Raw genomic sequence first — 5,686 nt, 5'->3', positions numbered from 1 at the left:
GCGTCGTCGCCTGACAAAGACAGCACGTTTGTTCCCGTGGCATCGTCGGTGACGATGATGTCCGCCATCTTGATTTGTGTGCCTGTTGAGGTGTCTTCCGCAAGCGAAGTTCCTGCTTGGCTCAGGCTCACCGTTGGCGACGAGTTCACATCCGTCACGGACATCGAATGAGCGACGCTGTCCAGAGCACTGGCGGACAAACTCGCGTCGTAGACTTCGACTGTCACGTCCAGCGTCGCATTGCTATCGAAATCCAACGCAGCGTCGTTGACCAACCAAAGTTCCGTGCCATCGATGCGGAACAAGGCCGCATCGGCTCCGACGAGCGCAAGCGTTTCGGTGCCCAGTGCATCATCCGTGACGACGATGTCGGCGACCTTCATGCCGGAGGACAGGTCCGCACCTTCGCTGACCGTGGTTATTTGATTGGACAGACTCACCGAAGGAGCTTCGTTGACGTCGGTGATCGTTAGTGTGAAGTCCGTCGAGGAATCAATTCCTGCGCCGAGGGACGAATCATCCACGTTCACTGTCACAGTGAGAGTCGGTGCGGTCTCGAAATCGAGGTTTGTGCCGCTCTTCAAAAACAGCTCGGTTCCGTCGATCTCAAACAAAGCCGCGTCGTCGCCCGACAAGGACAGGACGTTCGTACCCGTGTTGTCATCAGCCACGTTGATGTCCGCCATCTTGATTCGCGAACCCGTTGAGGTGGACTCCGGAATCGACGTTGCTGATGGACTCAAGCTCACCGTCGGCGATGAGTTCACGTCAAGGACATTCATTGAAAAGGACTTTGTGTCATCGGGGGTTCCCCCAACGTCGGCGTCATCAACGACCACGTTCACGTTCAGCACGCTATTGGTGTCAAAATCGAGAGCAGCCCCGTCCTTCAAATACAGTTTTGTGTTGGAGTCTCGCAATTCGAACAAAGCAGCATCGTCACCGGTGAGCGTGAAGCCGTTCGTGCCGATGCCGTCATCGTTCAAAACAACGTTTGCAACATGCACGCCACCACTGAGATCCGCGTCTTCCAAAATGGATCCCAGGACGGTGTTGATCGAAATCGTGGGAGCCGAATTCACTTGGTTGACCTGAACCGTAAAGGTCTCTTCGGTAAACGAGGAGTCAGCACTGGTTGCGCGGACCGTAAAACTGTGCTCCGTCTCCACGTCGTAATCCAACGTGGCCGCCAGCGTCACAATTCCGGTGTTTGAATCAATGGCGAATTTGGAATCAGGATCACTCACCAAGCTGTAAGTCACCGCTTCGCCATCCGCGTCCGTCGCGGAGGCCTGGATGCCAACGGCGTCTCCGATTTCAGCGTCTTCGTCGACACTGTCGGGATCTGCATCGGCATCCGAAACCGCTCCGATGGGCGTGTTGGGAGAAGTTCCAACAGCAAAAGTCAGTGAGTTAATCTCTTGATCGTCCAATTGATCCAAACCAACGTCCGATCCATCGAACAGCAACTCGACATTGGCCACGGAAGTGCTTCCGCCAATCCGAGTGGAGGTCATGGTCAAGCGGAAGACATCTTGGTTGGTTCCCGTCACGCCACCAATGGTTGTGCTTGCTTCGCCTCCAGCATGGACCGAGATCAAGAGATCGCCCGCCGTGACAGCGACGCCCCCGATCGTTGTGCTGGACTCAACGACATGCAAACCAACGATCTTCTCTGTGAACCCAAGATTTCCACCATCGCTTCCTTCAATCAGAACCGTCTCGGTGCCTGTTGTATTGGATTCACCCACCGTATCGGCATGGTAGGTGATAACACGATCATGCTCGCTGCCACCGGAATGAGAGAACAGAAACGTGCCCTGGGCGAGCGTCGTGTCGCCCACGGTGACGCCGCCTTCGTTCTCCACCAGCGAGATGCCTCGAATGTCATCTCCGTTGAGCGGATTGTCGAGCAAGAAGAAGAAGTCACCGGAGGTGTAGTCGCCTGGCGTGGATGCCCGGAACACGATCACGTCTTCCCGATCAAACTCTTTGTCGGGTTCCGTTTCGCTCGAAAAATCAATTCCGCTCTTGTCGATCGAAAAGATCAGGTCGCCGGCCAGCAACTCGAAACTATTCGCCCCCGTCCCAACGCTCAGACCGGACCAAACCGCATGCATGCCGGAAATGCCGACATCGGTGTCACTGATAAAGTTCTCCAAACGGAAACCGATTGTGGAAGCGGATCCGGAAGTCGTGCCTCCATTGCCATCCAGCGTCAATCCAGGGTCGCTGACTTGAACGACTTGGTCTTCGCCCCAGTTCGTTAGACCGGCAACACTCGACTCGCTCACATCGTGGTCAGTGGTGAACCATAAACCATCGATTTCCGACTGGTTCCCCACTCGAATCGTGATTGTTTGCGTGGCTGCATTGCCCTCCGCATCCTCGACATCCACAACCACGGTGTAGGACGACTGACTTTCGAAGTCCAACACGCCGTCGGTCAAAATCAACTCGTCTGAATTTCCGCCGCCGATCGAGAATTTCGCAGCATCGGCACCACCGGTGACCGTGTAAGTAAACGTTTCGTTTTCGTTGATATCGAAGGCACTTAAAGTGCCGACACTCAATCCGGAAGCGGTATTCGTATTCTCAACCACTTCGTTAGGTTGGAACCCAAACGAAACGGGGGCTTCATTGGTAAGTGACGCACCCAAGCCAATGCCCGCCTGCGGCGACTCTGTATAAAAGAGAGTTCCATTGGCAAAATCGATCGCCAACCCATCAGGGCTATTGAGACCGGAATCGATGAACACACTGCGATTGCCACCATCTAAATCCGCACGCCATATCTCGTCCGTTCCGCCTGCCATCGCATAATAAATCGTGTTGTTGGCAACATCGATTGCCAAACCGGTAAGTGAATCTGAAGCAGTGAACAATACTGTTCTGCTGGAGCCGTCGAGATCCATACGTTCGAGAGTTCGGCGCATTTGGTCGGTCCAGTAGATGTGGCCGTTCGCCAAATCCAACTCAATGTCGTTGGGTCTCGTTAAATACAGTCCTCCCGCGGTTTCCGTCCGCAGAGTCTCCACATTATTGCCATCGAGATCCGCGCGTTTGACATGATTTTCAAAATCGTCGTCCTCAACCCAGTAAATCTTTGAATTGAGAAGATCGATCTCCATCGCTCTCGGTTCGTTCAATCCTGTCAGAACGTCGACCAACCCCGTTCCATCAAAGTTGACTCGGCGAATTCGGTCGTTGTCGGGTTCTGAAAAATAGATGTGCTGATTGATCGAATCGACGAACAAATCCTGTGCCTTCGGAACTCCGGTCAGAATTGTCTGCGTGTCGCCGCCTGCAAGATTGGTTGATTGAATCCTGTTGTTATCGGTGTCCACGAAGAAAACTCGATCGACGACGCCTCCCTGAGCTTGATACGCACCCGCGTCATAACGTCCATCCAGCGAACTGTACCCGCGAGCGTCCGAGCCGACCGCGTCCTCCGGTTTTGCTGCATCAATGGCTGCGCTGCTGCCCTGCAACTTGTGCGTTTGGACATAGCCACCATTGTTCGCGATTGCCCCCAGGTCCACGTTTGCCCCAACCAGATCGCTGCCAAAACCGGAAGCCGAACCAACATCGCCGATGAGGTTTCCGCCGTTGGAGGTGAATGCCCCGTGGACGTCAGGGTTGCTCGAGGTGGCCGTGTTGCCGGAGACGATCGTGTTGGCAACGGTCGTCGTACCAGCTTCGACGAAGATGCCCCCGCCAATGTTGGATGAATTCAAAGTGAATGTGGAATGAACGATATCCGCATTCACCTTCGTGTAGAGGCCGCCGCCCGCATTGGCACCGGTGTTGCCACTGACCGTCACGTTCGTCAATGAAAGTGAAGTTGCACTGGATTCAACAAAGATCGCACCACCAACCGTCGCCACGTTGCCCGACAAGGTGCCCCGGTTCAACGTCGCGGTTCCTCGGTTCGTGATACCGCCGCCCGTGTTGGTGGCGTAGCCATTCACACCGCCGTTGCCGATGATCGCAACATCGGTCAGTTCGATGGTACCTTCGTTGCCAATCGCTCCGCCTTCCGTCGCGGTGTTGTCGGTCAACAGAGCACGTTGCAAAACCAGCCCAGCAGATGGAGCCTCAACCCGGATCGCACCGCCCATCTCGCCCGAGGCATTCCCGCCCTGCAACGTCACATCCGACAAAGTCAGCGTCCCACCGCGAACATCAAAGATCCGACTCAATTCATCTGCGTCGATGATGGTGATGTTGATTCCATGACCGACGATTGTGACATCCTTCAGAATGTCTAGATCACCATAGGAGTTTGCGTCATCTTCGGTTTGTTGACGAGTGAGTTTGAAGACAGTCGACGTATCCAGCGATGCACTAAAGACAATGGTGTCGCCACCGGCTCCTGCGTTCGCTTGCGTGATCGCTTCGCGTAGTGACATTTCGCCATTGTCGTTAGACTCGTCGACCCAAGTCGTCACCGTGATCGTTGCGAGCTTGTGTTGCCAGGACTCCTGGAATGATTCGCTGACAACGATTTCCGCATCAATGACACCGGTCGCGTATTCCAAATCCCAATCCGCACCATAGCGTGCGTGGCCGGTGTCATCGTCGCTGGCCGCGACATCGGCACCGGTGAGCGCCGCGATAGAATCAACCAGCGTCCTGCCATCAGCATTGGTCGCCAAATCACAACCATAAAACAGAATGTCCGCATCCGTTGTCAGCGCATGCTGCCACGACGCGATTTCACCAACGTAGGCGTCCAGGTTCTCCGCCCCGAGCCATAGATTTCCCAAACGAACCGAGGAGTCTTCGGCGTGCGAAATGATTTGCAGCGAACGAACGTTAGTCCTTGACTCCAAAATTTCAGTGATCTGCGTGATCCCATCCCGGTCCGCATCCAGAACGATCACTTCGCTGCCTTCGCGATGCAAACGAAGGTCTTCCAGCAACGCCTCCAGGTCCGGTGTCAGTGCATCGATGATGATGATTTCGCTGGCAACAGAATCCGATTGCTCAGGATTCTGAACACTCGATGAAGTGGTGCTCTGTTGCGATTCGGCTTCCGAATCCAACGGAATTTCCATCACCGTGGCGGCAGCTGCACCATCGCCTGCCGATGCGTCCATCATGGCCGGATCAATCGGCGTCGCACTGAACAACACCATTGGCTCGAGCGTGCTGATCTTGGGCAATCGTTTGCCCAATGCCACCGGCCGACGAGCCCGCACGGACTGCTGTGCCAAAGTCGCGACGTGATCCACCCTCAGACAGCAACGCTGCCACCAGTGTTTCGCCATTCTTGACATTGGATACCTCGCACGACGGCTCTCGAACTAGGGACAACGTCTTCGAGGCACGTCTGTTCACGGTACAACCCATTGGTGTGGGCCGGTCGTCCGCCGAAACGTAGGCGACAAAACACCACCTGGCCGTGAAAACGGATTGGAGAATCCAAGTTTTCTTTTTCAGCTGGAGAATCTGTGAGGCTTGCAACGCTCATTCGGCGCTCGGTTCCGATCGTGCAGGATGAATGCCTCTTTGCGGCTGATTCGGTGACTGAGTCCGGTCGATCTCCCAAATGCCCCTTGTCTGGATTGCAGAAGGAACCCTCCTTCAAATCCAATCTGTCCGATCGAATTGATGAAACAAATTGTGAAACCGACGACCGCCAAGATGGATGGCTTGCGCTCACGCAAGCCACGGCGGACGG

1 protein-coding gene is annotated in these 5,686 nt (G+C 55.0%); it reads right to left on the bottom strand.

Annotated features, from left to right (window positions below; genetic code table 11):
- The coding region (locus tag B2R17_RS06430) for a DUF4347 domain-containing protein (protein ID WP_286763326.1) at positions 1 to 5,273 on the bottom strand (5,273 nt) is incomplete at its 3' end.
- Positions 5,274 to 5,686: the final 413 nt, after the last annotated feature.

It is taken from the genome of Rhodopirellula sp. UBA1907, assembly GCF_002337565.1.
Taxonomy (GTDB): domain Bacteria; phylum Planctomycetota; class Planctomycetia; order Pirellulales; family Pirellulaceae; genus Rhodopirellula; species Rhodopirellula europaea.
This window is presented reverse-complemented; position numbering and strand designations above follow the sequence as displayed.